The organism is Streptomyces albipurpureus (genome assembly GCF_023701525.1).
In the GTDB taxonomy this organism is placed as follows: Bacteria; Actinomycetota; Actinomycetes; order Streptomycetales; family Streptomycetaceae; genus Streptomyces; species Streptomyces albipurpureus.
This window is the reverse complement of the sequence record NZ_JAMQAW010000099.1, coordinates 33,935-60,896: the sequence shown is the minus strand read 5'-3', so window position 1 is coordinate 60,896 and position 26,962 is coordinate 33,935. Positions and strand designations below refer to the sequence as shown.

16 protein-coding genes and 1 riboswitch are annotated in these 26,962 nt (G+C 69.0%); of the genes, 7 read left to right on the top strand and 9 right to left on the bottom strand.

Translation table 11 applies throughout. The annotated features are described in order from the left end of the window. Positions 1 to 11: 11 nt before the first annotated feature. Both NBG84_RS38535 and NBG84_RS38530 read left to right on the top strand, forming a co-directional pair. Positions 12 to 1,814, top strand: a complete 1,803-nt coding sequence (locus NBG84_RS38535) for an amidohydrolase (RefSeq protein ID WP_250924383.1) — start codon at positions 12 to 14, stop codon at positions 1,812 to 1,814. After that, the gene (locus NBG84_RS38530; RefSeq protein WP_250924382.1) at positions 1,811 to 3,316 is read left to right on the top strand and encodes an amidase; all 1,506 of its coding nucleotides are present in this window, start codon (positions 1,811 to 1,813) and stop codon (positions 3,314 to 3,316) included. Before NBG84_RS38535 ends, NBG84_RS38530 begins: the two co-directional genes overlap by 4 nt. A 444-nt stretch (positions 3,317 to 3,760) precedes the next feature. Here the strand turns inward: NBG84_RS38530 and NBG84_RS38525 are convergent, their stop codons facing one another. Genes NBG84_RS38525 through NBG84_RS38505 form a run of 5 tightly spaced genes read right to left on the bottom strand, consistent with a single transcriptional unit; the run spans position 3,761 to position 11,172 of the window. Further along, positions 3,761 to 4,606 carry an ECF transporter S component gene (locus NBG84_RS38525; RefSeq protein WP_250924381.1) on the bottom strand — a complete coding sequence of 282 codons (846 nt, stop codon included), beginning with the start codon at positions 4,604 to 4,606 and terminating at the stop codon, positions 3,761 to 3,763. Further along, positions 4,603 to 6,252: an ABC transporter ATP-binding protein gene (locus NBG84_RS38520; RefSeq protein WP_250924380.1), complete on the bottom strand. Its 1,650-nt coding sequence runs from the start codon at positions 6,250 to 6,252 to the stop codon at positions 4,603 to 4,605. The genes NBG84_RS38525 and NBG84_RS38520 overlap by 4 nt, the downstream gene beginning before the upstream one ends. Next, positions 6,249 to 7,424 carry an energy-coupling factor transporter transmembrane component T gene (locus NBG84_RS38515; protein WP_250924379.1) on the bottom strand — a complete coding sequence of 392 codons (1,176 nt, stop codon included), beginning with the start codon at positions 7,422 to 7,424 and terminating at the stop codon, positions 6,249 to 6,251. Before NBG84_RS38515 ends, NBG84_RS38520 begins: the two co-directional genes overlap by 4 nt. 5 nt (positions 7,425 to 7,429) lie before the next feature. Continuing rightward, positions 7,430 to 8,371 carry a hypothetical protein gene (locus NBG84_RS38510; protein ID WP_425608782.1) on the bottom strand — a complete coding sequence of 314 codons (942 nt, stop codon included), beginning with the start codon at positions 8,369 to 8,371 and terminating at the stop codon, positions 7,430 to 7,432. Beyond that, positions 8,368 to 11,172 carry a prenyltransferase/squalene oxidase repeat-containing protein gene (locus NBG84_RS38505; RefSeq protein ID WP_425608781.1) on the bottom strand — a complete coding sequence of 935 codons (2,805 nt, stop codon included), beginning with the start codon at positions 11,170 to 11,172 and terminating at the stop codon, positions 8,368 to 8,370. The genes NBG84_RS38510 and NBG84_RS38505 overlap by 4 nt, the downstream gene beginning before the upstream one ends. Before the next feature lie 300 nt (positions 11,173 to 11,472). Further along, positions 11,473 to 11,619: riboswitch (cobalamin riboswitch) on the top strand. A 104-nt stretch (positions 11,620 to 11,723) separates the two neighbouring features. Here NBG84_RS38505 and NBG84_RS38500 point away from each other — a divergent pair. The 3 genes from NBG84_RS38500 to NBG84_RS38490 all read left to right on the top strand — a co-directional run bounded on the left by NBG84_RS38500 (position 11,724) and on the right by NBG84_RS38490 (position 17,576). Continuing rightward, complete coding sequence (locus tag NBG84_RS38500; RefSeq protein WP_250924378.1) at positions 11,724 to 13,136, top strand: prenyltransferase/squalene oxidase repeat-containing protein; 1,413 nt, start codon at positions 11,724 to 11,726, stop codon at positions 13,134 to 13,136. A gap of 382 nt (positions 13,137 to 13,518) precedes the next feature. Then, positions 13,519 to 15,852, top strand: coding sequence for a SpoIIE family protein phosphatase (locus NBG84_RS38495; RefSeq protein ID WP_250924377.1), 2,334 nt, complete (start codon positions 13,519 to 13,521; stop codon positions 15,850 to 15,852). 206 nt (positions 15,853 to 16,058) lie between these two features. Then, positions 16,059 to 17,576, top strand: a complete 1,518-nt coding sequence (locus tag NBG84_RS38490; protein ID WP_250924376.1) for an alpha/beta hydrolase — start codon at positions 16,059 to 16,061, stop codon at positions 17,574 to 17,576. A gap of 46 nt (positions 17,577 to 17,622) precedes the next feature. Here NBG84_RS38490 and NBG84_RS38485 read toward each other — a convergent pair whose 3' ends face one another. After that, positions 17,623 to 17,940 (bottom strand): STAS domain-containing protein, encoded by a 318-nt coding sequence (locus tag NBG84_RS38485; protein WP_250924375.1) that lies wholly within the window; start codon positions 17,938 to 17,940, stop codon positions 17,623 to 17,625. Further along, complete coding sequence (locus NBG84_RS38480) at positions 17,940 to 22,142, bottom strand: SpoIIE family protein phosphatase (RefSeq protein WP_250924374.1); 4,203 nt, start codon at positions 22,140 to 22,142, stop codon at positions 17,940 to 17,942. Before NBG84_RS38480 ends, NBG84_RS38485 begins: the two co-directional genes overlap by 1 nt. A gap of 494 nt (positions 22,143 to 22,636) precedes the next feature. Here NBG84_RS38480 and NBG84_RS38475 point away from each other — a divergent pair, with 494 nt between their 5' ends. Continuing rightward, a complete protein-coding gene (locus tag NBG84_RS38475; RefSeq protein ID WP_250924373.1) occupies positions 22,637 to 22,993 on the top strand; it encodes an STAS domain-containing protein in 357 nt (118 codons plus the stop codon). Between the two features lie 226 nt (positions 22,994 to 23,219). On the opposite strand, the gene NBG84_RS38470 is transcribed toward NBG84_RS38475, so the two are convergent. Next, positions 23,220 to 23,858, bottom strand: coding sequence for a DinB family protein (locus NBG84_RS38470; protein ID WP_250924372.1), 639 nt, complete (start codon positions 23,856 to 23,858; stop codon positions 23,220 to 23,222). A gap of 520 nt (positions 23,859 to 24,378) precedes the next feature. Here NBG84_RS38470 and NBG84_RS38465 point away from each other — a divergent pair. Then, on the top strand, positions 24,379 to 25,824 hold the full coding sequence (locus tag NBG84_RS38465; protein ID WP_250924371.1) for a glyceraldehyde-3-phosphate dehydrogenase: 1,446 nt from the start codon (positions 24,379 to 24,381) through the stop codon (positions 25,822 to 25,824). A 367-nt stretch (positions 25,825 to 26,191) separates the two neighbouring features. On the opposite strand, the gene NBG84_RS38460 is transcribed toward NBG84_RS38465, so the two are convergent. Next, positions 26,192 to 26,842 (bottom strand): hypothetical protein, encoded by a 651-nt coding sequence (locus NBG84_RS38460; protein ID WP_250924370.1) that lies wholly within the window; start codon positions 26,840 to 26,842, stop codon positions 26,192 to 26,194. Between the last annotated feature and the right edge of the window lie 120 nt (positions 26,843 to 26,962).

The window sequence follows — 26,962 nt, the reverse complement described above, 5'->3', positions numbered from 1 at the left end:
CAGGTCATGCCATGTCCAGACCATCAGCCGCTCAGCAGGGCGGCGGAGCCCGGACTCCCGCCGAGACCGTACTGGTCAATGCCAATGTCCTCACCGTCGACGCCGACTTCAGCTCGGCACGGGCGGTGGCCGTGACCGGCGGCCGGATCGTTGCCGTGGGGACGGACGAGGAGGTGCGTGGCCACATCGGTCCTGGCACCCGGGTCGTCGACCTCGACGGCAAGACCGTACTGCCCGGATTCATCGACACCCATGGGCACCTCGGCCTCTTCGGCCAGGAGAAGCACCTGCTCAATCTGGACGGCGCTGGTTCCATCGCCGAGATCTGCGCCCGTATCGGCGAACTGGCCGCCGCAACGCCGGCCGGTCAGGCCATTGTCACCACTCCGGTCGGCGACCACCCCTACTTCTTCCGCGTTCCTGAGTGCCTCTCGGACGGCCGTCTGCCCAACCGGCACGACCTCGACGCCGTCGCACCGGACCACCCCGTCTACATCACCGCGCCCACCAACCGGGTCCCCAACAGCGCGATCTTCAACACCCTCGCCCTGCGCACAGCCGGCCTGTTGGACGGTGGCTCCCTCGCCGACGTTCTGGCCGGTGACGGCGGTGAGGGCGTTTCGGTCACGGCCGATGCCTACTGGCTCGACGGCATCGAGGTGGTGAGGGAGCGGGAAACCGGGATTCCCACCGGCGAGTTGCGCAATATGCAGCCGATCTACAACCCCTCCCGCTTCTATGAGCGGATCACCCCCTTCCTACCGCCGACGACCTTCGAGTCGATCCGCGAGGGCATCCGGATGATGGCACCGGACTTCCTCGCCCGCGGCACCACCACACTGCTGGAGAACCACCTCACCCGGCCCGAGGAACTTCGTGCCTTCGCCGAGCTCGATCTCCCACTACGCATCTTCTACGCCCACGAGGTCGACGGCTCGCTCTCCCTGGACGAAGCCGAGCGGCTGATCAGCACGGTCGCCTTCAGCGGGAAGGAGGGATTCGGCAATGACCACCTCGGTCTCGTCGGCGTCAGCGTGGGCGTCGACGGCCCGCACTGGCACGGGACCGGAGTCTCCCACCAGCCGTACCGGGGCCCCGACGGAACCATGATCAACCCCGATCCGCTGATTCCCGTGGACACCTACAACGCCATCATCCGCCTCGCGGCCAAGCATGGCGTCCGCGTCCACACGGCGGCGACCGGCACCCGCGCCATCCAAATCGTTCTCGACGCCTTCAACGCGGCAGACAAGGAATTCCCGATCGGCGACCGCCGGTATGTGCTGGAGCACTGCGAGTTCCCCTCCCGCTCGCAGATCGCCGAGTTCGCACGACTCGGCGTCGTCCCGACGACCACGACCAACTTCCTGTGGGGCAAGGTCTCCGAAGTCTTCGTCGACCGGCTCGGGGGCGGGGAGTTCTCCGAGAACGGTATTCCGCTGCGCTGGTGGCTCGACGCCGGAGTCCCCGTCTGCCAGGAGACGGACTGGGGCCCGATGAACAACATGTTCACCGTCTGGCAGTCCATCGCCAGACAGTCCGGCCTCACCGGGGAGGTCTTCGGAGCACACCAGAGCGTCACCCGTGAAGAGGCCATCCGCCTCTTCACCACCCATGGCGCCCACGCCCTCTTCAAAGAGGATGAGTTGGGTTCCGTCGAGGTAGGCAAGTTCGCCGACCTGATCGTCCTCTCGGACGACCCCATGACCTGCCCGGAAGACGCCATCAAGGACATCGACGTTCTTGTCACCATGATCGACGGCAAGGCCGTCCTCGGAGACGATGTCCTCGCCCAGCACCTGGAGAACCGATGAGCGACATGCCTGACATCCGCTTTATGCCCGCCACCGAGCTGGCACATCGCATTCGCAGGGGCGAGCTGTCACCCGTGGAGGTCATGGAGAGCGTGATCTCCGGGATCGAGGAGCGCAACCCGGGGATCAACGCGGTCGTCTACAAGGGGTACGACGAGGCGAGGGAGCGGGCGCGTGCCGCCGAGAAGACGCTGCGGAACGCCGACTCAAGCACCCGACTCGGCGTCTTCCACGGCGTTCCGACGCTGATGAAGGACCTCTACGACTTCAAACCCGGCTGGCCCTCCACCATGGGCGGCGTCCGTGCGCTCGCCGACTACATACCCCAGCACTACTGTGTCTGGGCGGAGCGGATGGAGGCCGCCGGAGCGATCATCGTCGGCAAGACCAACGCTCCCGTACTGGGCTTCCGGGGGGTATCCGACAACCCCCTCTTCGGCCCCACCGGTAACCCCTTCGACCTCACCAGGAACGCCGGAGGCTCCTCCGGCGGCAGCGCGGCCGCGGTCGCCGACGGCATGGTGCCGTTCGCCGAAGGCACCGACGCGGGTGGCTCCATCCGTATCCCCTCCTCGTGGTGCGGTGTCTTCGGGTTCAAGCAATCGGCGGGCCTGGTCCCCGCGGTCATCCGGCCCAACGCCTTCGGCGGGGTCAACCCCTTCGTCCACGAGGGCATGATCACCCGTACGGTCAGGGATGCCGCCGTCGGCCTCGGGGCGCTTTCCGGGGCCGACCCCCGCGATCCCTTCAGTTGGGGAGCCCGCAGGGACTTCTCCGAGTTCCTCAGCCGTGACGTGCGGAACTGGCGGATCGCCTACAGCCCCGACCTCGGCTCCTACCCGGTCGACCCTGAGGTCGCCGCCGTCGTGGAAGCGGCCGTCCGGGTCTTCGAACGCGCGGGCGCGATCGTTGAGAAGATCGACATCGACTTCGGCCTCAGCCACCGCGAGTTGACCGAGGTGTTCGACCGGACCATCGCGGTCCAGAACATGGAGTCGGTCTACAACCTCAAGGACCAGGGCGTGGACCTGCTCGGCGAACACGCGGCCGATATGCCCCGTGAACTCCATGAGTCGGTGGCGGCCGGTGCCCGGATGACCGCCCTCGATCTCGCCCGGGACCAGGCTTCGCGCTCCCATGTGTACGACGTCCTACAGAAGGTGTTCGCCGACTACCAACTGCTGCTGACTCCCACCGTCGGGGTCACCGCGGTCACCAACGCGACCGACGGTGAGACGAAGGGCCCCTCCCACATCAACGGCGAGCCGGTCAACCCGCTGCTCGGTTGGTGTCTGACCTACATCATGAACATGACCGGGAATCCGGCCGCCTCGGTCCCCGCCGGGCTCACCGCTCAGGGCATGCCCGTGGGTCTGCAGATCATCGGACGGCGGCAACAGGACGGCGACGTCCTCGCCGCCAGTGCGGTGTTCGAGGACATCCAGCCCTGGCAGCACACCTACCCGGGCCGCGCGGGTGACCCCGGGGCCGACTCCCGCTGACGAGCGGAGCGCCTGGTCCCGGTCGTTGGGGCTGCGAGCGCCCGGAGAGCGGTGGCAGCGCGTGTTGTGGCGCGCTCCACACCCGACAGGGAACGCCCCGGCCACTCGCTCCGGGCCCCGGGCGTCTCGCGTCCCCCAAAGCGGAACAACGCAGCCGCAGCGAGGCGCCGGTGCGGAGTCGTATCCCGCTCACCGGCGCCTCGCTGTCATCCGGGGCCCCGGACGGACTCGGGGCGGCCATCAGGACCGGCCCGGCAGCGCCCTTGACCAGGGTGACCCTGGACGGCACGGAGAGAAGGAAAGAGACCGCTTGCCCCGCACATCGCCGATCTTCGGCAACGACAGGTCCACGCGGGGTGGCCCGTCCCGGAGTCACCCCGCGGCCGCACTCCCGGTGCCGGGACCAGATCGGCATACCCGACCCATGGGTGATCAGTGGGAGGCCTACGGGAGGTCCTTGGCTGGTGGGGGATCTGCCGTATCACCATCCTGCCGCGGTGCGAAGCGGACCGGTGCCTGGAACCGGGCCTTGCGGGCGGCTCTGCGGAAGACCGTCAGTACGGCCGGCCCGGCGAGGGTGATGCAGATGAAGTTGGTGACGGCGCGCCCGGTGTCCCAACCGAGGGAGGTGGCGATGTCGAAGGCGATGTAGCGCTGCCACTGCTCGGTGAAGGGCAGGCCGGGGAGATAGGCGATGGAACTGTTGGGGTCCAGGGAGAACGGCCAGAAGGAGAGGTTGAGGAGAAAGCCGAAGAGGTAGCCGGAGAGCGATCCGTAAACGGCGAGCAGCAGAACCTCACGGCGGCCGGTGGCCTTCGGGAGGAGCCCGGCGAGCATACCGACGAAGGCACAGCCGAACATCTGGTAGGGCATCCAGGGGCCGACGCCACCGGTGATCAGGGCGGAGGCGAACAACGATGTGCAGCCGAGGGTGAAACCGAAGCCGGGACCGTAGACCCGCCCGGCCAGGACGAGGACGAAGAAGACCGTCTCGATGCCGGCGGTGCCCGCGCCGAGGGGGCGTAGGGCGGCATTGACGGCGGACAGCACACCCAGCATGGCCAGTGCCTTGGAGCTGATCCCGCCCTCCGCTATCTCCGAGATCACCACGCACAGCACCAGAACCAGCAGTACGCCGAAGATCAGGGGCGGCGCGTAGTGCGAGGCGAAGGTCCCGGGGGCGACGAGGAAGGGCCAGAAGAAGGCGACCACGCCGAGCAGGGCGGCCATGGCGATGACGACCGAGGCACGCGGGCCGATGCGAATCGCGGTGGTGGAGGGAGGCGTCATCGGCCCTCCTCACCCTCGGCGAGGGCCCGCGTCACTTGATGCACCGTCAGATAGGGCAGTGGCGCGAGGATCTTCGCGACCTGTGGGGCGAAGACGGGGGAGGCGACGATGACTTCCGTGGTCGGTCCGTCCGCGACGATATCGCCCTCGGCCATCACCACGACCCGGTCGGCGGCGCGGGCGACGAACTCCACATCGTGGGTGGAGATCACTACGGCCCGCCCTTCTGCCGCGAGGCCGTCGACCACGCGGATGAGTTCGCCCTTGGCCCGGTAGTCGAGTCCGCGCGTCGGCTCGTCCAGGAGCACGACACGCGGGGCCGCGGTGAGTTGGATCGCCAGAACCAGAGCCAGCTTCTGTCCTTCGGAGAGGTCCCGTGGATGGGTGGCGTCGTCGATTCCGGGAGCGAGTCGGTCGAGGACGGTCCGGGCGGCGGAGCCCGAACCGCCCGCGAAGGACTCCTTGTCGGCCTGGTCGAGTTCCTGCTCGACGCTCTCCAGGTACAGAAGATCGGTCGGCGTCTGCGGTACGAGTCCCACCAGCCGGCGGGCGTCCACCGCGGACAGTTCGCGGGGATCGGCGGGCTTCCCGCCATCGGCCGTACCGACCCGGACCGTTCCGCTCGCGCGGGGACCGGAGCCCTGAAGCGCCCACAGCAGGGAGGACTTTCCAGAACCGTTGCGGCCCATCAGCGCCGTGACGCAGCCGCCGTGGAGTTCGAGGTCCACTTCACGGACGGCCGGAACCCGTTGGTAGCTCACGGTGATCTTGCGCGCCACCAGTATCGGCGCGGCCTCGGTCGTGGTGCCCGGCCGGGCCGGAGGCGGGGGCTCAGGGCCGAGCAGGGTACGCAGGGGAGCGGCCTTGCGCCGGGCGTCCCGGATGGAGAGGGGCAGTGGCGACCAAGCGGCGGCCCTGCCCAGTTCCACGATCGGCGGCGCGATGGACGACGTACGGAAGACCTCGGCGCCGGGCCCGGTCGTGACAAGGCCCCCGCCGGGAAGGTGGATGACCCGGTCGGCGTACTGGACGACCCGTTCGAGGCGGTGCTCCGCGATCAGAACGGTCACTCCGAGGTCATGGACGAGGCGGGTGACAGCCGACAGGACCTCCTCCGCGGCGGACGGGTCGAGGGCGGAGGTGGGTTCGTCGAGGACCAGTACGCGCGGGTGGGCGGTGAGCACGGAACCGATGGCGACGCGCTGCTGTTGGCCGCCGGAGAGTTCGTACAGGGCGCGGTGGCGCAGGTCGGCCAGTCCCAGCAGGTCGAGAGTCTCCTCGACCCGTTTGCGCATCGTCGCGGGAGGGATCGCCAACTGCTCCATGGCGTAGGCGAGTTCCTCCTCGACGGTGTCGGTGACAAACCCATCGAGCGGGTCCTGACCCACTACACCGACGACATCGGCGAGTTCACGGGGTGGATGGCCGGCGGTGTCACGGCCGTCGACGGTGACCCGCCCGTAGAGGGTGCCGCCGGTGAAGTGCGGCACCAGGCCGTTGACGGCACCGAGGAGTGTCGACTTGCCCACGCCGGTGTGCCCGACCACCAGGCACAGCTCGCCCTCCTCCACCGTGAGATCGACATCGCGCAGAACCGGTTCGGCCATGTCCTCGTACTGGACGCTGACCTGGTCGAAGGTGATCACGTGGCTGCCTCGGTGCGCTGTGGTGTGACGGTGGGCGGGGTGGGCGCCTGCGGTGGTGGCGAGAGGAATCCGGCGGCCCCGGCGAGCAGGATCGCGGCAGCCGGTACGGGCGGGAGCGTGGGCCAGCTCAGTGGGTAGAGGGACGGGTTGAGCTCGGCGGCGTTGAAACCGGCGTTGCCGAAGAGGACGACCGCGGAGAGCACACCGCAGCCGGCGACCGCCCACTCGTCGAAGCGCCAGGGGTCCGGCCGGTAGGTGGTACGGGTGACCCTGCGCCCGCCGAGGCGCAGCCCGGCGACGCACAGCACCGCTCCGGCCGCCATCGCGGGCAGGCCGAGTATCCGGGGCGCGGTGGCGTCGAGGAGGCCGTAGGCTCCGGCGCACAGTCCGCACATGCCGGAGAGCATCAGCGCCCCGGTGATCCGCCGGGAGTTGCGGGTGGCCGTCCCGGCCCTGCCGTAGCCGCGTGAGTCCATGGCGGCCGCCAGCCGCAGGGAGCGTTCCAGAGCGTCTTCCAGTACCGGTACGACGATGCCGCGCAGGGCGTCCAGCCCCTTGGTGCGTGCCGCGCGCAGTCGCCGGGCCCGGTGCACCCGCTGCACGCTCTGTACGAGTTGGGGCGCGACGCTGAGTGAGACGGTGACGGCGACGCCCAGTTCGTACAGCGCCCCGGGCAGGACGCGCAGGGCGCGTTTGGGGTTGGCAAGGGTGTTGGCGGCGCCGATGCAGCACAGCATGCAGGCGATGCGCAGTCCGTCGGTGGCGGCGGAGAGCACTGCTTCCAGGGAGACGGGGCCGCCGATCTCGATACCGGCGTACCAGTCGGGGGTCGGGACGCGCGGCAGAGCGAAGAGGAAGTGGTCGTTGGGGGTGATCCCGGTGGCGAACACCGCGCGGAAGACCACCCTGATCGCGACCACGACCAGGGCGAGGTACAGGTAGTACTTGAAGCCGCGGGCCCAGGGGGCTTCGGTGCGGCGCGCGGTGACGACATAGCCGAGGACGGCGATGACGAGGAACAGCAGCAGCGGGTTGTTGGTGCGGCTGACGGCGGTGGCGAGGGCGAGCGCCCAGATCCACCAGGCCATGGGATGCAGGGTACGGGGCAGGCGGCGTCCGCCCGTGTCCGGCTGGGAGGCGGACAGGGGCGGACGGGTGAGGGGAGAGGGCATTGGTGCTACTCGGCCCGGCGGCGTTTGGCCGCGACCGCTGCCGCCGCGCCGATGACGACTACCAGCCCGCCGGCGGCGACCACGGGGACGAACGACCCCGAGTCGTGCTCGGCATCCGCCGCCGGGGCGGCGTCAACGACCTTGGCGGAGCTCGGGGCCGCGACCGCCGCTGGCGATGTGGCCGGGATGGACGGAGAGGGCGGTGGCGCGGGTGAAGCGGGAGGGGAGGGGCTCACGGACGCCGGGGCCGGTGTTGTCGCGGACGGGCTGGGCGGCGCCTTGCGCGTGGGGGCGGGAACGGTTCGCGTGCGGGTCGGGGCAGGGCCGGTGTCGACTCCGGGAGGCGGCGGCTGCACCTGGCGGGTGGGCTTGGAGCCGGCGGGCCTGCCACCGCCGGTCGGTTGGGTGTTGCGTGCCCGCAACTGATCGGGGGTGACGGCCGGGCGGCCCCTGGTGCCTTCGATGTCGGTGCCACCGAAGATCCAGAGGTCCACGCTGCCCGGCTTCGGCTTGTAGAGCATCGCGCCGAGTTGGCTGTACTCCCAGGTGTTCTCCCCGGCGTCCGCGTGCCAGTAGGACCAGTAGGCGGAGGCGGGCGGGGTCAGCACGCAGTCGTCCTGCTCCGGCGGCGGGAACTGCTTGCCGCCCCGATGGCCGCTGTATCCGATCCGGCAGATGAACGCCGGACCGTCGTGGCCGGTACCGGTCGTCCGCCAGCCGCCCTGGTTGAGCAGTTCGTAGCCGGTCGTGGGCGTGGTGCCGCACGATCGGTAGATCGGGCCTCCCCACTTGCTGAAGTCAACGGCGAGGACGGCACCGGAGGAGGTGGTGCACTGCCCCATGGGTTGCGGCGCCGCGGACGCGGTTGTCGCGGACCCGCCCAGCAGGGCGATGGCCATTCCCAGGGGGGCGAGCGCATGTGCCGCCCGTGTGACGGACCCGCTCATGACCGCCTCCCTTCCGGTGCGTCGCGGCGGTCGCGGAGTACGAGGGTCAGGAAGAGGCCGGCCAGCACGAGCGCCATGGCGGCGGCCGCGAGCACGGCGCCCGGGACACCGGTGGAAGCCAGGTTCCCGCCGAGGCCCCCGGTGCCGCCGGCGACGCTACCCGCGGTGCCGGTGTCGCCGGTGCCCGCGCTCGTTCCGCCGTCCTCGCCCGGGGTGACGATGTCCGGCAGCGACGACGAGGGGCTGGGGCTGGGAGTGGGCTGCGGGCTCGTGCCCGTCAGATCGCGCGTCAGCACACCGAAGGAGATACCCGTGGTGCCTCCGACGGCCTGGGTGGAGGCCCGTAGATCGGAGCCGCGCTGGCCCTCCTTGGCGACATTGAAGCCGCCGTCGGCGTTCTGCTGTGCGGCGAGGAACTTCCTTGCCTTGGCGATCTGCTCGGCGTACTTCGGGGCGTCCAGCGACAGGCCCTGCACCGCGAGGGCAGCGGAGTTCACCGAGTTTCCGGCCGCCCCGGGGAACCCTCCGTCGGCCAGCTGCCTTGTCGCGATCCACGCAAGGGCTCTGTCCACGGCCGTGTCGGCCGACGTGCCTCCGACCAGGTCCAGGGCCATCGCGGCGATGGCCGTGGAGTCCACATCGGAGTCGCCGGTCGAGGGCACCAGACTGGGCCAGGCGCCGGATGGGTGCTGAAGACCCGCCAGATAGGCGATGGGCTCGGTCGCCGCGGTCTTCTCGCCGGCCCGCACCTGCGCGATGAGCGCGAGCGATTGGGCGAAGACGGACGGGGCATGGGTGTAGGCGCCCTTCGCCGGGCAGCTTCGGTCGGGAGCGGCACTGGGGGCCTTGCAGACGGCCCTGTTGAGCCCTGCGATCAGATCCTCGCCACCGAAGGCGCGCGGGTCTCGGCCGACGACCTGGGCGAGCAGAGCGGTCTTGCCCATATAGCCGCCGCCGGCGTACTTGGTGCCCAACTTGGTCCAGTCATGGACGGTACGGCCCTCGCCGTCCTTGCCTCCACCGTCCAGGAAGTCGACGATGCCGCGCAGTCTGTCGTTGTCGAGGCCGGTCGCGGCGAGTGCGTAGGCACCGTCGATGGTGAGACCGAAGTCCGCCCGACGGGGTGCGCCGCCGGTGCCGTAGTACTGGCCCTGTCTGAGGTTGGCCGCGCTGGTGAGATAGCTGACGCCCTTCTTCAGATCGGGGCCTTCTCCGTTCCCCATGGGCGGTGGCGTCGTGGGGGGAGTGGTCGAAGGTGTTGGTGAGGGAGAAGTGGGAGGCGCTGTCGGCCCGGGTTTCTTGGTGGTCAGTTCGGCGAGGCTGGTGTCCTTCCCCGCGAGGACGGTGACCGCTGTCGCGTAGACCACGGAGTCGGTCGCACCCTCTTCGAAGCCGAAGCCTCCGTCGGGGAGTTGCTGACCGGACAGCCAGGAGACGGCGGCATCCGCGCGCACGGTCTCGCCCAGTGCCCGCAGGGCCTGCGACGCGTGGGCCGTGGCGATCACACTGCCCGTGGTGGAGCCCGTGTAGCCCGGGAAGCCGCCGTTTGGGAACTGGGCCTTTCGCAGGTAGTCCCGAGCCTTGACCACCGCAGTGTGGTGACCGCCGGCCTTCTGCAGGGCCAGGGCGGCCAAGCCGGTGGTGGCGGGGTCGCCGTCGCAGTATTCGCCGGGGCGGATGAGGACGCTGGAGACGCCACCGCCCCGGCACTGGAGCTGGGTCAGCCGGGTGACCGCCTCGGCCGGGGGCCGTTCACCGCCGCGCAGCAGCGCCAGGACGGCCAGTGCCTGCCCTTCCGTGTACGAGGCGTTGCGGAAGTCGCCCTTCGCGCTGCAGCCGGGGACAGGGGTCCCGGATTCCGGGCCTGACGGACAGACATGGGCGGCCAGATCGGCGAGCAGATCATGTCCGCCGAAGGCGCCCGGGTCGCGCTCGGCGATGGTGGCGACCAGGGCGAGCCGGGCGGCCGCGGTGGCGTCCGGGGCCTCGTCCTTCCCCGACTGGTAGGCGTAGGGGTCGACTTGGGAGCCGAGGTAGGCGCCGACCTTGTCCAGTGCTTGGCTCTTGCCGTCCGCGGCGGCCAGCGCGAAGGCGGCCTCGGTGGTCAGGAAGTAGTTGGGGGTGTCGGAGCCGTCGTCCACCACCCGCTCACCATCCGTCAGCCTGCCGCGTACCCAGGCCGCCGCCTTGGAGATGTCCACCTCGGCCGGCGGCACTTGGGGCACCTCGGGATCGGGGCCTGGCGTACCGCCTCCGGCGCGGACCTCATCGGGGCTGAACGTCGGCCGTCCGGTGCTCCCGCCGATGTCGGTGCCGCCGAAGACCCAGGCGTCCACATCGCCGGGCTCGGGCTTGCGGTCCATGGCCCCGTACTGGCTGTACGACCAGTCGGCGTCGTCCTGCGAGGCGACCCAGTACGACCAGTACGCGGTGGCCTGCGGGGTGAGAACGCAGTCCTCGGTGGCCGGAGTCGGGTACTGGGTACCGGAGTTGAACGATCCGTAGCCGAGCCGGCAGATGAACGCGTCGCCGTCGTGTCCGGTTCCGGTGGTGGTGAAGCCGGCCTCGTGGAGCAGTTCGTAACCAGTGGTGGGGGTGGTGTCGCAACCGCGCTCGACTTTCCCGCCGAAGGGTCCGAAGTCGACAGCGACGACGGCTCCCTTGGTGGCCGTGCACTGCGCGATCGGGTCGGCCGCGACCGGGGCGGCGGTGACAAGGGCGGCACTCGTACCGACGAGGAGGATCACCGCCGATACCAGTGCGGTCAGTGCCGCCCGTCGTCTTGGTCTGACTGTCAACACCACGGCCCCTTGTGTCCTCCGGGCGGCTGAGCGTGGTGGAGGGGCACTCCCCGGACATATGTGAGGAGAGAACCGGTCGACCACGCCGTAGTCCGCGACGGCGCTTCTCGCTGAAACCTGTCACTTCAGGCAATCCGGCTCGCCCGGCGGTGGCCGGGCCTACGGTTGCGGGTCAGCGCCGGACTTCGACCGGCTTCCCCTGAAGTTGAGTGCTTATCAGCCGGATTGGAACACGGAGACGAAGACAGCGTCAAGGTGACCTGAATGCAGCCGTGTCAGGAGAGGCGGTAGTGAAACCCACCTGGTGGCCCGGTTGTCCCTCCGGTAGCCTCCAAGGCTGCCACGTGGGGGAATCCGGTGCGAATCCGGGGCTGACGCGCAGCGGTGTGGGACGGCACGAGGGCCGTTTCCAAGCCCGAATGCCCATGCGGTCAAGCAGTGTTCGAAGCCGTACCACGCGAATGGACGACGGCCAGCACCCGCCGCCGTGAGGGTTTCCCCGCGGTTCGGTGCGTCCTGCCCGGCGTCCCTGTCATCACAGGAGCATTGCCATGTCCCGTCCCTCGAATTCCCGACGCCTCGCGCTGGTCGTTCCCGCCGCGCTCGGGGCCTTCGCCCTGACCGTGCTCCCCGCGGCGGCGACCTCCACCCCCGCCCAGATAGCCACCTCCAAGACCAACGGCGTCACCTACCTCAAGTCCCTCCAGGCCGCGGACGGTTCCTATGCCGGCTCCGGACTCTCCAACGAATGGGCCTTCAGCGCCTTCGCCGCCGCCGGCACCGCGGTGGTGGACGTGGCCCCGGGTGGAGATGTGACCAAGAACGCCCGCACGGTCTACCGCAACCTGGTGGCCACCGCGGGCTGGCCCGCCGCCTCACCGGTCGTCACCGACTACGAGCGGGGGGCGCTGAACGCGTACGCGGCGGGCATCGACCCCGCGCGGGTCTCCGCCTCCCGCAATCTGATCGCCGACATCTACGGCTACTGGCAGAGTGCCGAAGCCGGCTACTTCGGCCCCTCGGCCAACTACAACGGCACCGTCTTCGCCGCGCTCGCCCTGGCTGGGGCCAAGACCCAGACCGGCGCCCAGCGAGTGCCCCAGGCACTCCTCGACACGATGACCACCCGTATCCGCGCCAACCAACACAACGACGGCGGCTGGGACTACCAGAAGGCCGAGGGCAATCCGACCCGCCTCAGCGCCGCCAGCGACGTGGATATGACCGGTGCCTCCATGGCGGCCCTGTGTGTGTCGGGAGTCCCCCACACGGATGCGGACATCGTCCAGGCCAGAACGTTCCTCAAGAACAAACTGGCGCCCGCGACCGGCGCGTTCAACGCCATGTACGGAGTCAACACCAACTCCAACGGATGGGCGGTCGCCGGACTCAACGCCTGCGGCATCAACCCCCAGACCGGCGACTTCCTCACCTCCATGGGGAAGACCCCCGTCGACTTCCTCATCGCCCAGCAGTACAACCCCGGCGGCGGCTTCAAGTACAAGCCCAGTGACACCGCACCCTCCGCCTACGCCTCCATCGACGCGCTGCGCGCCGTCGCGGGCGGCGGCTTCACCACCGCCCCGCCCACCCCGCTCACCGCGGGCGCCCCGCAGTGGGTGGCCGAGAGCGCCTTCAGCCCCGGCACCGCCACCGAAGTCGCCCTGACTGTTGACGACGGCGCCGGGGCGCTCAAGGTCTGCTCGGTCACTTTCACGCCCACCGCCACCACGACCACTCTCGGAGACGTGGTGAACGCCGCGACCTCCGCGGCGACACCGGCCGGCTGTGTGACCTCCGTGACCCCGTCCTCGGGTTCGGGCACCATCACCGCGATCAACGGCAAGGCCAACAGCGGCTCCAACACCTGGAAGGTCAGTGTGGACGGCTCCGCCTTCGCCGCTGCCTCCCGTGCCAAGGTGATCAACGTCGGGGACACGATCGCCCTGCGCTGGGGAGTCTGACGCCTGGGACTGGTAGGGGCCTTTGACCCCCATGGGCTCACGGGCCCCTACCAGTTCGCCGGACCGATCCTTGGCCTGGGCGATCGACGGGGACCTGCTCGCCAGGGCGGCGAGGCCCTTGCCACCCTTGCTGACGGTTCCCACCAGGCCATATCGGCGGTTGACGGGATCGACGCCGCTCCGGGTCGGCTACCCGGGTCGACCTGCGAGATCCCGGGAGCGCCAAACCATCGCGCGGTGTGTTGGGCCGCCGCAGGCAGGGGAACACTGAAGAAAGGGGGAGGAAAGGTCTTATATGCCACAATATTTTGGAGATTCGGACAACCAGCCGAGCCCCCTGCCGACGCACCAGGCGATGATCACCACAGACAGTCGAGGAGTGGTGACTCATTGGAGCGAGTCGGCTCGGCGGATGCTCGGCTACGACGCCGTCGAGGCCGTGGGGAGAACGGCAGTCGATGTGCTCGGCGACCATGCCGCCGGGGAGGCGCGACGGGCACTCGAAGAACGGACCCGGTGGCTCAGGACGGCCCTCGTGCGCCACCGTGACGGCCATCTGCTCAACATCTGGCTGCTGGCCCGACGGCTGGACGGCGACGGAGGTGCCGAGTGGCTCATGGCCGAGAGCCCGGCGCCCGGCCCGCTGGCCGATGAGGACCGGACACTCGCGGAGTGGGGGTTCGCCCAGTCGCCCCACCACATCGGACTCTTCGACACCGAGCTTCGCGCGATGCGGGTCAACACCGCCCTGGAACGCGCGGCTGCCCTCCCGGAGGACCGGATACGCGGGATGGTCCCCTCGGAGATCGTGGTGAGCCCGCAGAGCCCGTTGGTTGACCAGGCCATGCGCGAAGTGATCGAGACCGGTGAACAGCGGCAGGTGGACACCTATGCGCGAGTGCCGGGGGAAAGCCGCGAGCGCGCCTGGTCCGTCGCACTCGCGCCACTGACCAATCCCGAGGGTGTGGTGTGCGGTGTGTCCCTCACCGCCTCCGACCGTACCGAGCACTACTGGGCCCGCAGGCGGCTGATGTTGGTGAACGAGGCCGGCAGCCGTATCGGCAGCACTCTGGACATCACCCGCACCGCTGAGGAGCTCATCGAGGTGGCCACGCCAGAGCTGGCGGACTACGCGGCAGTTGACCTGCTCAGCTTCATCCAGCGAGGCGACGAACCACCTGCCGATTCGCCGACCGGCCCCGTCACCATGCGCCGAGCCGCCATGCGGTCAGTGGACGGCGAATTCCCCGAGGGCACGCTGAATCCAGGTGACCCGACTGAATACCCCATGTCCTCGCCCGTCGCCGAGTGCCTGGCCCTGGGCCGCCCCGCCGTGTACGAGATCACCGCACCCACCCTCACCGCATGGGCGGAACACGATCCCGAGCGGGCGGCCCGCCTCCGCCTCTACGGCGCGCATTCCGTGATGATCGTACCGATGCGTGCTCGTGGGGTGACCCTCGGTGTGGCACTGTTCGCCCGAAAGCAACACCCGGCGCCATTCGAATCCGACGACCTGCTCCTGGCGGAGGAAATCACCGCTCGCGCGGCGGTCTGTATCGACAACGCCCGTCGCTACGCTCGTGAACGCCAGACCGCGGTGACCCTGCAACGGAGCTTGCTACCGCAGACGCAGCCTGCCCAGGCCGCGCTGCAGATCGCCTCCCGGTATCTGCCGGCCGGCGGTCAGGCAGGCGTCGGCGGTGACTGGTTTGACATCATTCCGCTCTCCGGCGCACGGGTCGGGCTGGTCGTCGGCGATGTCGTCGGCCACGGAATCCAGGCCGCCGCCACCATGGGCCGACTGCGCAGCGCCGTACGCACGCTGGCTGACATAGACCTGCCGCCCGACGAACTCCTCACCCACCTCGACGATGTGGTCATCCGGCTGGGCGCCGAGGCCTTCGACGCCGACGCGGAGGTCGTCGGGGACATCGGTGCCACCTGTCTGTACGCCGTCTACGATCCCGTCGTCGGCCGCTGCTCCTTGGCCAGCGCGGGCCATCCCCTGCCGGCCGTCGTCCGCCCCGATGGCGTCGCGCACACTCTCGACGCACCCATCGGCCCGCCGCTCGGCCTCGGCGGCCTGCCCTTCGAGACCGCTGAGTTCGACCTTCCGGAAGGAAGTCTCCTCGCTCTCTACACGGACGGCCTGATCGAGGCCCGCAGCCACGACATGGATGAGGGGCGGCACACGCTCCTGCGGGTCCTCGACTACCCGGGCCGCTCCATAGCGTCGCCTGACGAGCTGTGCGACGACGCGTTCGCGGCCCTCCTCCCCGACCGTCCCGACGACGACAGCGTTCTGCTGATCGCGCGCACCCGGCGGCTCAAGGAAGGGCAGGTGGCCTCGTGGGAAGTGCCCTTCGACCCAGCCGCGGTCGCTCGGGCCCGTACGGACGCGGTCAGCCGTCTCACCGAGTGGGGGCTGGACGACGAACTGGGCTTCACCGCCGAGTTGGTGGTGAGCGAGCTGATCACCAATGCCATCCGCTACGGGCAGCCTCCCATCCACCTACGCCTCATCCATGAGCGAGCCCTGATCTGCGAGGTGTCCGATGCCAGCTACACCTCCCCGCGTCTGCGCCGGGCGCGCGTCTTCGACGAGGGCGGGCGGGGTCTGCTGCTCGTCGCTCAGCTCACCCAACGCTGGGGCACCCGCTATACGCCCGACGGCAAGACGATCTGGGCCGATATCTCGCCCATGTCCGGCTGAGAAGAGGCGCCACCACGCTGGTCGTCCGCAGTGCGCGCGACGCACCCGGGGCGAGGGGATGGACGGCCGCTCACTCCTCCTCGCCATGGACCTTCCGCACTCGTGCCGGTTGACCCCTCTGCCGATCCGCCACTCGACGCAGCGACCGGGCGACACATCGCCAAGTGACGAAGGCGATCCCCTGAGCACCAGTAGCGTCGGGGATCATGAAGATGCCCACGGCTCTCGGTGCGCTCGCCCTCTCGATCGCCACCCTCGCCGCAGCCCCCGGGGCAACCGCCCCGGCCTCCTCGTTCGACGCGGTCCACGCTCTGGACCGGTTCCGGAACCAGCCCGTCGAATGGACCGACTGCAAGGACACCTCGCTCGCCGCGAGCGGAACCAGGTGCGCGCTGATCACCGTTCCGCTCGACTACGGCGAGCCGGAGGGGCGCACCATCGAGATCGCCATCTCGCGCATCGAATCGGCCGATCCGGCGAAGCGGCGCGGCATCCTCCAGACCAACCCGGGCGGCCCCGGTGTCCGGGGGCTCGACCTGCCGCGAGCTCTGCGGAAGGTGATGAGCCCCGCGGTGGCGGCGGCCTACGACATCGTCGGCATGGACACCCGGGGGATCGGCGAGAGCACCCCGACGGATTGCGGACTGACCCGCAGCACCTGGCTGTTGCACGCGCCGGGTGCGGATCGGGCGGGGTTCGACGAAGGCGTGCGGCTCTCCCGCCAGGACGCCCGTAGGTGCTGGAACACGCACCCCGATGTGCTGCCCCACCTCTCGACCCGGAACATCGCCCGGGACGTGGACATCGTCCGCGGCGCCCTCGACGAGCGGAGGACATCGTGGTTCGGGCATTCGTACGGCACGGTCCTCGGTTCCACCTACGCCCAGATGTTTCCCCACCGCGTCGATCGGCTGGTCCTGGACAGCGCGCCCGATCCCGCCGAGTACCCCATGGTGATGGTGCGCCGTCAGGGTCCGGCCAATGAGCGAGCGCTCGACGACTTCGCGCGCTGGGCCGCGCCGAGGCACCGTGAGTACGGACTCGGCACCACGCCCGCGGCGGTGCGCGGCGGCGTCGAAGCGATGATCGCACGGGCGGAACGACAGCCGATCCATGTTGGCGGGCACCGGATCACCGACCATGAACTGCCGCTGCTGCTCTATGTCTCCATCGGCGATGACAGGGCGAACCCGGAGTTCGCCGACCTGCTGCGGGTCCTGTCGGACGCGGCCGAGGGGAGGCCGGTCACCGTACCCCCCTGGTTGCGGGGAACCCTGGACTTGCTCTTCGAGGGTGCGGGTGGCGACCGGGCGGCGGACTACGCGGCCCAGCTGGCCATGGTGTGCGCCGACGCCGCCATGCCCCGCGACCCCGAGCACTACTGGCGGTCGGTGGAGCGAAGCCGGAAGACACAGCCGGTCTTCGGACCGTTGACCCATGCCCCGTTTCCCTGCGCCTTCTGGAAGGAGAGGCCGCGCGAGCCCCTGACCGTGGTCGACAACCAGATCCCGGCGCTCCAGGTGCAGGCCACGGGGGACACCCGTACCACCTATGAGTCGGGACTGCGAATGCATCGGGCCATGCGCGCGTCCAAGCTCGTGACCGTACCCGCGAGAGCCCACACCCTCTATGTGAACTACCCCAACGACTGCGTCAACCGAACCGTCAACACCTATCTGCTCCGCGGCACCCTGCCTGCCCGGGACACCGTCTGTGTCACCTAGCGCGGATGCGGGGCGAACCCCTGCCACCGTGTCTCGGGCCCGATGCTCAGTGCTGGGGAGTGCCAGCGTCCGAGGGCGGGGCTTCGTGGACGGTGGTGAGTTCGGCGATCCCCGAGATGGCCAGGACGCTGGTCAGCAGCGGCGGTGCGATGAGTTCCATGCGGTGCGCGTGCGCGAACAGAACGCTCAGGCCGGCGCTGTCGAGGTAGTCGACGGCGGTCAGGTCGAGGATGAGGCGGTCCCTGGTGCTGTCGAGGGCGGCGGCGAGGGCACTGGTGTTGCTCATGTCGATCTCTCCGGCCACGGTGAGCAGAGAGGTCCCATCGGCCCGGTGGCCGGGTGTGAGCGTGAGCGGTGTGGTCATCAGACAATCCTCAGGTGCATGTCGACGATGGTGCCGGCGGGGCCGGGGGTGACGGTGACCTGCTGCATCATGGCGCGCATCAGAGCCAGACCGCGGCCGCGGTGGGTGTTGACGGCGGCGATCGGGGTTTTCCACTGACCGGTGTCGGCGATGGTGAGATGCAGGTTGTCGACGAAGGCCTCGGCGCGCAGACGCACGGTGTCGCCCGGGGTGTGACGGTGGCCGTGCTCGATGGCGTTCGCGCATGCCTCACCGGCGGCGACCAGGATGTTGTGCGCGGTCTGCGGTGGTAGTTCGCATTGGGCCAGCCAACTGCGCAGGGCACTGCGGACAGGCGCAAGCTGTTGGGACTGGGCGGGGAAGGTCATATCCAACGGGCCCGGGTGTCGATACAGCAGCAGCGCGACATCGTCGTCGTACCCGCCGGCGGGGGCGAGATGGGACATGACCTGGGTGGCCAACTCGTCAAGGGCGCAGTCCCGGCCCTGGTGGACGGCTTCGCTGGCCTGATCGATCCCGGCACTCAGCGGGCGGCGCCTGCGCTCGACGAGCCCATCGGTGTAGAGCAGCAGGGTGGCGCGGGCGGGCATGGTGCAATGCGCCTCGGGGCGCTGGAAGTCGGGTTGGATCGCAAGCGGGGTCGACCGACCCTCTTCCAGAAGGAGGGTGGTGCCGTCGGCGTGGGCGAGAATGCCGGGCGGGTGACCGGCGCTGGAGTAGGTGAGGCGCCCGCTGCCGGGGTCGAGTACGCCGCAGAACACGGTGGTGCACATCGCGCCGGGGACCCCGGCGGCGAATCGGTCCAGGGCCGTCAGCACCCGGGCGGGACTTGCGTCCTGTAGGAGCAGGGCGCGGCAGGCACTACGGAGTTGACCCATGACGGTCGCCGCTTCCAGCCCCCGCCCGACACAGTCGCCGACAACAATGCCGATGCGACCGTCGGGAAGGGCGACGGTGTCGTACCAGTCACCGCCGACCTCCAGCGGGCGAGTAGCGGGTTCGTAGCGGACGGCGAAACCCTGGGGGAGTTGCGCGGGACCGAGGATGGCGCGTTGCAGTGCGAGGGCGGTCTCCCGCTGCTGATCGATCTGGTGGACCCGGACCAGTCCTTGAGCCAGATGCCCGGCCAGCAAGGACAGCAGCAGTTGATCCTCACTGGTGAAGGGCCGCGAGCTGCCCAGGTCGATCCAGAGGGCCAGCGGGCCGTCGGGGTGCTCTATGAGGATGCCGGCGCCCGTAGGGTCGGCTGTCGGCGTGAGCAACGGTCGCTCGCGCAGGTCGGTGAGGGTCTGACGCTGCTCGGGCGGCAGCTCATGCCAGAGCGTCGGGGCGCCGGTTGCGGTCACGAAGGGCGCGTCACCACGACCGAAGACGGCTGCCAGCACGCCTCGGGCCCGCCAGAGCCCTTTCAACTCGCTCAGGGTGCCGGAGAGCGCGTCACTCACATTGGTCGCCTGGGACAGACAGGTGCTCAGGGTCGCGAGGGCGCTGTCACGTTGGATGGCGTGATGCTCGGCGGTGACATCACGGAAGGTACCCACGATCACCCGGCGGCCGGACTCGGGGTCCTGAGCCGGGTTGAAGGTGGCGCTGATCCACAGTCGGTGACCGTCGCGGTGGGTCACGGGGATGGTGTAGCTGCCGTGGCTCTGGTCAAGAAGACCAGCGAAGGCGTCGGCCGTTCGCCGATGGGCGTCGGGGTCGGTTTCGGCGTTGGGCCACCACGGATGGATGGGCGCATAGGGGAGATCCTCGGGGCCGAAGCCGAGGATGTCGGTGAACGCCGTGTTGATCTCGATGACGGCGCCGCGCTCGTCGCAGACGAAGAACGCCTCTTGCAGGGAGTCCACCAGCGCGGTGCGCCAGCGGGCGTGGTGGGTGCGAAGGCGGGCGAGCTCCACGTTCGCCCGCACCCTGGCCAAGAGCTCCGCCGCGGCGAACGGCTTCACCAGATAGTCGTCGGCTCCGGCCTGCAGCCCCTCGATGGATGCCTCCTGACCGGCCCTGGCAGAGAGCAGCAGTACGGGCACGGACGCCGTGCGCGGGTCGGTGCGCAGTGCGGCGACCAGGGACAGCCCATCGAGCCGGGGCATCATCACGTCACTGACCACCAGGTCAGGCGGATGGGCGCGGATGGCGCGCAGCGCGTCCTGCCCATCGTTGACGCTGCTCACCCGGTAGTCGGCGCCCTTGAGGATGCGGGTGAGGTACTCGCGCATGTCGGCGTTGTCGTCGGCGATCAGCACATACGGAGGTGCGGCCGGACCGGGTTCCCCGGCGGAGGCGTTCGCGGAAGCCGAGGAGGCGGTCTCCTCGACTGCCGCGGTGGAATGGCCCGCGGGCAGCCAACGAAGAGCCTCTTGTACGTAGGGGACGGCGGCGGAGGACGCCGTCGGGGACTCCGGCGCGCTGGTGAGTGAGTCGGGAGGCAGGTGTGCCGTACCGAACGGCAGGCGGATGGCGAAGCTGGTACCCACACCTTCGCTGCTTTCGGCCGCGATGGTGCCGCCGTGCAACCCCACCAGTTCCTGTACGAGGGCGAGCCCGATTCCGCTGCCTTCGTTGTAGCGGGACCGAGTGTTCTCGATCCGGTGGAAGCGCTCGAAGAGGCGCGGCATCTCCCCGACGGGGACACCGATGCCCGTATCCATGACGGTCACCAACGCTCCGCCGTCCTCCGCGCGCAGGGTGACGGTGATCGAGCCGCTGAAGGTGAACTTCAGTGCATTGCTCAGAAGGTTGAGAACCACCTTCTCCCACATGTCCCGGTCAAGGTAGACGGGCTCTTCGAGGGGAGGGCAGTCGACGGTGAAGACGAGTCCGGCCTTCTCGATGGCCGAGCGGAAGACGCTGGCCAACTCGGCTGTGAAGAGGGCTAGATCGACGGGTTCGTAGCTGGCCTGCATCCGGCCGGCCTCAATACGCGAGAAGTCAAGCAGGGTGTTGACCAGCTTGCCCAACCGCAGGCCGTTGCGGTGGATCACCTCAAGCTCTTCGCGTACCCGAGCGTCCGATGTCGCCAGTTGGCCGCGCAACTCCTCCAGCGGACCCATGATGAGGGTGAGCGGGGTGCGGAACTCATGGCTGATGTTGGAGAAGAAGGTGGTCTTGGCCCGGTCCAGCTCGGCCAGGTCCTCCGCGCGTCGCTGCTGGGCCTGATAGCTGCGGGCGCTCGCGATTCCCGTGGCGATGTGCCCAGCGGCCAGTTCGATGAATCCCTGGTAGCCGTCATCCAGCGGCCGGTACCGGTTGAGACCGGCCACCAGGAACCCGTACGGCGCTCTGCCCTGTTGCAGCAGCGGCACCACCAGGGCCTCCGTGGGCGGCTCCGTCCAACCCCCGGTCGGCTGGTCGGCGAGTGAGGGTGCGGCCAGCGCCACCACCGTGGACTCTCCCCGGGCGACGGCTGCCGCGGGCCACACCGCGGCCGGGCCGTCGCTGGACAGAGTCAGTGGGGCGATGGGGTGCCCATCCGGTATCCCGGTCGAACCGGCGAGCAGTGCCCGGCCGTCGTCCTGGAACAGATAGGTCAAGGTGAAGGGCAGGTCGCGCGGATTGCGTGCCAGCTGGCCACTGGCGAAGGCCAGGATCTCCTGCTCGGTGCGCACCACACTGAGATCGGAACCCAGATCCCGCAAGGTGCCCATGCGCCGCTCGCCGATGACCCGCTCGGTGTCCTCGCTGACCACGCACAACATGCCGACCAGTTGGCCGGCGTCGTCGCGCAAGGGGCTGTAGGAGAATGTGTGGTAGCTCTCCTCGGGGTAGCCCGAACGCTCCACGAAGAGCAGCAGGGCCTCGTCCCACGTTGACTCTCCCGTGGTCAGCACGGTGTCGATCCGCGGACCGATGTCGTCCCAGATCTCCGCCCACACCTCACTCGCCGACCGGCCCAACGCCCATGGGTACTTTCGGCCCAGTGTGTCCCGTCGGTAGGCGGCGTTGCAGAAGAACGTCAGCTCCGGACCCCACGCCATCCACATGGGAAACCGGGAGGAGAGCAGGATACTGACGGCAGTCTGCAGGCTCTGTTGCCACTCGGCCGGTGGCCCGAGCGGCGTCGCCGCCCAGTCCACCACGGCCAGATCCCGGCCGACCTCGCTGTCGGCGGCGAAGACGTCCGTGGCGAGTATGTCGGCGGCGGACACGTTCGCCCCGGCATCGGTCGCCGGCCGCACCCGCTCGGACTCTTCAGCACCCATGGTTCGACACTCCTCCTCTACCCCGTTCTCCTGACGCGATCACCAGTCATACTGACCTCAGTCATGACGAATACACCCGCCCGCACAGACTCGCTCCGCCACTCAAGAGGGCGGGTAGCACCGGCACCGTGAAGCGTGGCGAATCCGTCCCGGTACCGCCTGCCGGCAATCGCCGTGCTCTTGTCGGAGTGAGGCGACACGATCCGTAGGATAGGGCAGCCGTCCCGAACCCAGGACGCGCTGGGACATGGAGCCGGGGAGGCGGCAGTGACGGTGAGTGGCAGCACCTCAGGCTCCCGGGCGGCGGAGCTGGCACTATGTTCGGGGAAGCCGGATCGGGCCGCGAACCGTCCTCAGCCGTTCTACCGGGAGCCGACGACGTCCTGACCACCGATGGGCAAGCCACTCACCGACCTGGGCACCGGAGTCAGCGATGACACCGCCCTGCTCGTCCTATCCGTCCCAGCCCGCCTACCATCCGCACAGGAGAACCGGTGACTGAACGTCCCCTGGCTGTCGCCCGTCAGACTCACCCCTCCGGAGCCACTGTGCTGACGGTGTCCGGTGAACTCGACCACCACACCGCCCCGGGTCTGACCGACGCACTCGACGCAACGCCCTTCGGTCCAGGTGCTCCTACCGTGATCGACCTGGCCGAACTCACCTACTGCGATTCCACCGGCATCACGGTGCTCATCACCGCGTACCAACGTGCTCAGGCAACGGGTTCTCACCTGTTCTTCGCCCAGGTGAGTCCGGAGCTCATGCATGTCTTCCGCATCGTCGGCCTGGACAGGGTCTTCACCTTCCAACCCAGTGTGGAACACGCCATCAACGGCCTTCGCTCATAGGGTCTGTCGTTTGGATCAGGCTGGATCAGTGAGCTGGGTCTGGCGTGGTGCATCGCACGGCGGAGGAGGGAGTCCATGCGGAGCATCGGCGACTGACGACAACGCAGCGAGGTGCCGTGCCAGGGCACGCGAGCCCGGCAAGATCCAAACGAGAGGCCCTAGGCTCCTTGTCCAAGGGACGCACTCAGCTGGGGTCGCCCTGGACCGCGTACCGACTCCGATGGAGTCACCCGCCCGCGTTCCCCGCGATGGTCCGGCCCTGTGCGCGGTGCAGGTCGCGGAGGAGGGCGATTTCGGCTCCGTGGTGCAGGACCTCCTGGTTGACCCACCACACGATGTCGATGAATGGCTCGTCCACGTCACTGCCATGGGGGTAGGTGCAGTATCCAACCGTGTCGAGCGCGGCCCCGTCGATGCTCAGCAGCGCGTTCCGCCAGGCGGTTGCGCCGGTCTCGAAGGCCGCGACCGCGCCGAGCGCGTCCCCGCTGATGAGGTAGTCGTCCCGGGTGAGCGCGTGGCCACCGGCGGTGTGGTCAGCGCGGATGGACAGCATCTCGCTCAGGTGGCTCAAGCGCCACGCGATGGTGGTGAAGGGCGGCGGCCAGGGGTGCGGGTACGACGCGGCGTCGCGTCCCCAGACCCCGGCGCCGGCCAGGAGTGTCGCCCGCGGCCCCGGACCGTCGACCTGCCGACGCACCGACCAGCAGTCCGGCACCGGCTCCCAGAAGTACTCCTCATCGGTCAGGGGGCCGACCTCGATCCCCAAGCCGTCGCCGCTGTCCATCACCGGCCCGCTCAGACGCTCGGTCAGACGCGCACTCGCGAAGTCGAACTGTTCCAGCAGCGGGGCCAGACGAGATGTCACTGACGCTCCAACGACGAGCAGGCGGGTGTTCGGGGAAAGGGTGGCTCAGGGATACGGGTGGACGGTCAGCCTGGCACGACCGAAAGACCCCCGCCCCTCATTTTCCGGTGAGGCCCTACGCCGGGAAGCGCCGGGTGAGACGGGATCCCCGGGCCCTGGGGCAGGTGCCTTCCCCACGATGTGCCGTCGCTGCCCCCACCAGCGTGACATGACGCGGCTCGGGCAGCCGTTCCGTCCCAGCGTCAGGGCGGGCTGGAAAGTCGCCGTCGTGGGTCATGGCGGCGCCTCGGCTGTCCCAGCAGGACCGGGGCCCGGTCCGGTGGAATCCGGTGGGTTGGCAGCCCGGATCGGACGCCGTTGCCGAGGGTCACCGACCCCTCGACATGGTCGTGGTGCGCGATCCGGGTCCAACCATCCGGGAACGGCCCGAGCACGGCATCCCGCTCAGATGACACCGATTGCATGATCAAAGTGGCACCGGGTTAGCATATGAGCGCCCCCTAGCTCGAAAGATAAGCCTGTGACTGTCAATGAGGACCCGTTCACCAACTGGAAGAATCGCGAGGAGATCGCGGAGTCGATGATCCCCATCATCGGGAAGCTGCACCGCGAGCGGGACGTGACGGTCCTGCTCCACAGCCGCTCCCTGGTGAACAAGTCAGTGGTCAGCATTCTCAAGACCCACCGATTCGTTCGGCAGATCGTCGGTGAGGAACTCTCGGTCACCGACACCCTGCCGTTCCTCCAGGCCCTCACCACGCTCGATCTCGGCCCCTCCCAGATCGACATCGGCATGCTGGCCGCGACCTACAAGAGCGATGACCGCGGCCTCTCGGTGGCTGAGTTCACCGCCGGGGCCGTCGCCGGCGCCACAGGTGCCAACAAGATCGAGCGCTGCGAGTCCCGGGACGTCGTCCTCTATGGCTTCGGCCGCATCGGCCGCCTCCTCGCCCGCCTGCTCGTCGAGAAGGCCGGCTCCGGAAACGGTCTGCGGCTGCGCGCCATCGTCGTCCGCAAGGGTGCCGGCCAGGACATCGTCAAGCGCGCCTCGCTACTGCGCCGTGACTCCATCCACGGCCAGTTCCAGGGCACGATCACCGTCGACGAGGCGAATAGCAAGATCATCGCCAATGGCAACGAGATCAGGGTCATCTACTCCGATGACCCCACGTCGGTGGACTACACGGCGTATGGCATCAAGGACGCCATCCTGATCGACAACACCGGTAAGTGGCGCGATCGTGAGGGCCTGTCCAAGCACCTCCGCCCCGGAATCGCCAAGGTCGTCCTGACCGCGCCGGGCAAGGGCGACGTCCCCAACATCGTCCATGGCGTCAACCACGACATGATCAAGCCGGATGAGCAGATCCTGTCCTGCGCCTCCTGCACCACCAACGCGATCGTGCCGCCGTTGAAGGCGATGGCGGATGAGTACGGTGTTCTGCGCGGCCATGTGGAGACCGTCCACTCGTTCACCAACGACCAGAACCTGCTGGACAACTACCACGAGTCCGATCGTCGCGGCCGCTCGGCGCCGCTGAACATGGTGATCACCGAGACCGGTGCCGCCTCCGCCGTCGCCAAGGCCCTGCCCGATCTCCAAGCGAAGATCACCGGCAGTTCGATCCGCGTTCCGGTGCCGAACGTCTCCATCGCGATCCTCAACCTGCGGCTCGCGCGCGAGACCACTCGCGAGGAAGTCCTCGACTACCTCCGCAGTGTGTCGCTGACCTCTCCGCTCAGGCGCCAGATCGACTTTGTCAGCGCCCCCGACGCGGTCTCCAGCGACTTCATCGGTTCGCGCCACGCCTCGATCGTCGACGCCGGGGCCATCAAGGTCGAGGGCGATGACGCGATCCTCTACCTCTGGTACGACAACGAGTTCGGCTACTCGTGCCAGGTGGTCCGGGTCGTCCAGCATGTGTCCGGGGTCGAGTACCCGACCTACCCCGTACCGGTGGTCTGAGCTCCGCGGACTGCTGGATCCCCGGTGCCGGTGGGCAGAGCGGCGAGCGATCTCGGTCGGCAAGCCGCCGTTCTCCCACCGCCGGACTGCCCCTGGCGGGGAGCCAGGCCATGGCGGATGAGGCCGCTGGATGTGGTGGGCCGTGCCATGGCCTCGCGCGCGGATGGCTACGCCTGCCCCTGCGCTTGGGCATCAGTGTCACGGCCGACAGGCGAGGGCCATAGGTAAGGCCGCGGCGACAACGGTGGTACGGGATTGGTCTCCGGCGCACAGGTGCGTCAGCGGGGACGGCGTCGAGCACCCCTTGGCATCGAATCCCCGAGGTCGGGCATCGGCTCCGACGACGCCCTCGGACCGGGCTGCTCCGTCAGAAGCCGGGGCCTGCCGCGGCTCTGTCGTCGGGCCCGGTCAGTTCGACGGGTTCACCCAGGGTGTGCGGCTCCGCTCCATCCATCGCCACCGCACCGACGGTGAAGCGCTCACCGGGGAAGAGGACAACGACAGCGGCCTGGGACGTCAGCGGCTTGCGCATCTTCGACGCGTTGGGGTCCGCACCGGGTGAGTGGTCCTCGATGTCGAGGCAGTCGACGCGCGCATCCACCAGGAACTCATGGATGCGGACCAGCTCATGGCCGTCCACGGCCTGGACGCGCCCGGTGAACACATTGGTCTCCGACTCACCGAACAGCGTCAGCGCCTGTCCCCGGAGGGCTCGCCCGACGTCGTGCGGGTCGGTTGGCTCGATCATCGTCACGCCTCCCGAGAGATGGTCGGCGGGTGCCCATGAGCCATCGGCTTCTCGGGTCGAGGAATAGATCTCCTCGGCCACCAGACCGTCCTTGCGCCGGTGCAGCAGTAGAACGAAGCCGAGGTCGCCCCGTACGCAGATGTCCGCCGCCATGGCGGCGGTGGTGTCGTCGAGTCGTACCCGAGCGGGCGCGGTCGCGCCCCCCTCCACGTACGGCACGGATCTGGCCGATAGCGCTGCGTTGGCGAGGTCGGCGAGGTTCAGCTGCATGTCGGTCCTCGTGCGGAGTAGCTTCTTCGTCCGGGATTCGCCCGCTGAGGTGCCCCCTCAGCGGGCCCCGGACGGACTCGTATCCCTCCGGTACCGGCAGTCTGCCCGAACGTCTTTCGC

Excerpts from the sequence above, each read along its gene's own strand:
- NBG84_RS38535 (WP_250924383.1), top strand. The coding sequence starts at position 12 with ATGTCCAGACCATCAGCCGCTCAGCAGGGCGGCGGAGCCCGGACTCCC.
- NBG84_RS38530 (WP_250924382.1), top strand. The coding sequence starts at position 1,811 with ATGAGCGACATGCCTGACATCCGCTTTATGCCCGCCACCGAGCTGGCA.
- NBG84_RS38525 (WP_250924381.1), bottom strand. The coding sequence starts at position 4,606 with ATGACGCCTCCCTCCACCACCGCGATTCGCATCGGCCCGCGTGCCTCG.
- NBG84_RS38515 (WP_250924379.1), bottom strand. The coding sequence starts at position 7,424 with ATGCCCTCTCCCCTCACCCGTCCGCCCCTGTCCGCCTCCCAGCCGGAC.
- NBG84_RS38510 (WP_425608782.1), bottom strand. The coding sequence starts at position 8,371 with ATGAGCGGGTCCGTCACACGGGCGGCACATGCGCTCGCCCCCCTGGGA.
- NBG84_RS38500 (WP_250924378.1), top strand. The coding sequence starts at position 11,724 with ATGTCCCGTCCCTCGAATTCCCGACGCCTCGCGCTGGTCGTTCCCGCC.
- NBG84_RS38490 (WP_250924376.1), top strand. The coding sequence starts at position 16,059 with ATGAAGATGCCCACGGCTCTCGGTGCGCTCGCCCTCTCGATCGCCACC.
- NBG84_RS38485 (WP_250924375.1), bottom strand. The coding sequence starts at position 17,940 with ATGACCACACCGCTCACGCTCACACCCGGCCACCGGGCCGATGGGACC.
- NBG84_RS38480 (WP_250924374.1), bottom strand. The coding sequence starts at position 22,142 with ATGGGTGCTGAAGAGTCCGAGCGGGTGCGGCCGGCGACCGATGCCGGG.
- NBG84_RS38460 (WP_250924370.1), bottom strand. The coding sequence starts at position 26,842 with ATGCAGCTGAACCTCGCCGACCTCGCCAACGCAGCGCTATCGGCCAGA.